Source organism: Candidatus Methylomirabilota bacterium, from assembly GCA_028870115.1.
Taxonomy (GTDB): domain Bacteria; phylum Methylomirabilota; class Methylomirabilia; order Methylomirabilales; family Methylomirabilaceae; genus Methylomirabilis.
In genome coordinates this window covers 1-1206 of sequence record JAGWQH010000070.1, presented here as the reverse complement: position 1 = coordinate 1206, position 1206 = coordinate 1, and the positions used below count along the sequence as shown (strand labels likewise).

The following is a 1206-nucleotide window of genomic DNA, read 5'->3' as shown; positions in this document are numbered from 1 at the left end:
CAGACGGTTCGCTGTCAGGAGACCTCATTCGATCTCAGACACCACCTGGATCTAACGCCGGATGACCTGATCTTCTTCATCCCCTCAGGGATCCGGCGCGTAAAAAATGTGACCTTCTGTCTGAAGCCACTTGACTCGCTCAGAATACGGTATCCGCAGGTCAAAGCCGTCTTTGTGGGACCGGTCATCGAAGCGGCGGAGGGAGCCCGATTGTGGGAAGCTCTGCGAGACTACCCTTGGGCCTTCTACCTGGGACCGGTTCCCCATGAGCAGATCTGTGCCATGCTCACATCCGTAGATGTAGTGATCAACTCGTCGCTCTCCGAAGGCGGCATGGCCAACAGCATCCTGGAGGCGATGAGTCGCGGGCGAGCCGTCCTGGCCTCTGACATTGAGGGGAACCGATCGGTGGTGCGTGATGGAATCGATGGGTTGCTCTTTGCGTCGGAGACGGAGTTCGCCGACAAGGCTGAGCGGCTGATCAGGGAACCCGGTCTCCGTCACGAACTGGGAAGGAACGGACAGGAGAAGATCGAGCGGGAGTTCTCCGGAGAACGAGAAATTCACGACTATCTTCGACTGTATCAGGAGGCGATCGGGACCGGGTCGCGCAGTTCATAGAGGACGCATCATGGATCTCCACGTTCTCGAACTGTTCTGCAGAATCGTCGAATCGGGAAGCTTCTCGAAGGCGGCCGACACGATGTACCTGACCCAGCCTACGGTCAGCGGCCACATCAAGAAGTTGGAGAAGGATGTGGGGATCCGGCTGCTCGATCGCCTCGGACACCGGGCTACCCCAACAAAGGGTGGAAACCTGCTGTATCGCTATGCCAAGCGAATCCTGGCGCTCCGGCAGGAAGCCCAACAAGCCCTCGACGAGTTCAAGGGAGGGCTGAAGGGAGAACTGATACTTGGCGCCAGCAGCATCCCCGGCGGCTATCTGCTGCCGCCCCTGATCGGACCGTTCAGGACCCGCTATCCGGACATCTCGGTTGTCCTCAAGGTCTCGTACTCAAAAGAGATTATCGAGGCGGTGATCGAGGGCGCGTATGAGGTGGGCGCCGTGGGCGCACAATTCGACGATGGCAGGCTCGACTACCGGACATTTGCCGAAGATGAGATGGTCCTGATCGTGGCGCCCACGCACCCCTGGGCATTCCGGAAGAGCGTGAGGGCAAAGGAACTGCTGGGTCAGCCGTTTCT

2 protein-coding genes are annotated in these 1206 nt (G+C 59.0%); both read left to right on the top strand.

What is annotated here, in order from left to right; genetic code table 11:
- The coding region (locus tag KGL31_08040) for a glycosyltransferase family 4 protein (protein ID MDE2321849.1) at positions 1-621 on the top strand (621 nt) is incomplete at its 5' end.
- A 10-nt stretch (positions 622-631) separates the two neighbouring features.
- Positions 632-1206, top strand: a 575-nt coding sequence (locus KGL31_08035; protein MDE2321848.1) for a LysR family transcriptional regulator, incomplete at its 3' end; no start/stop codon positions are given.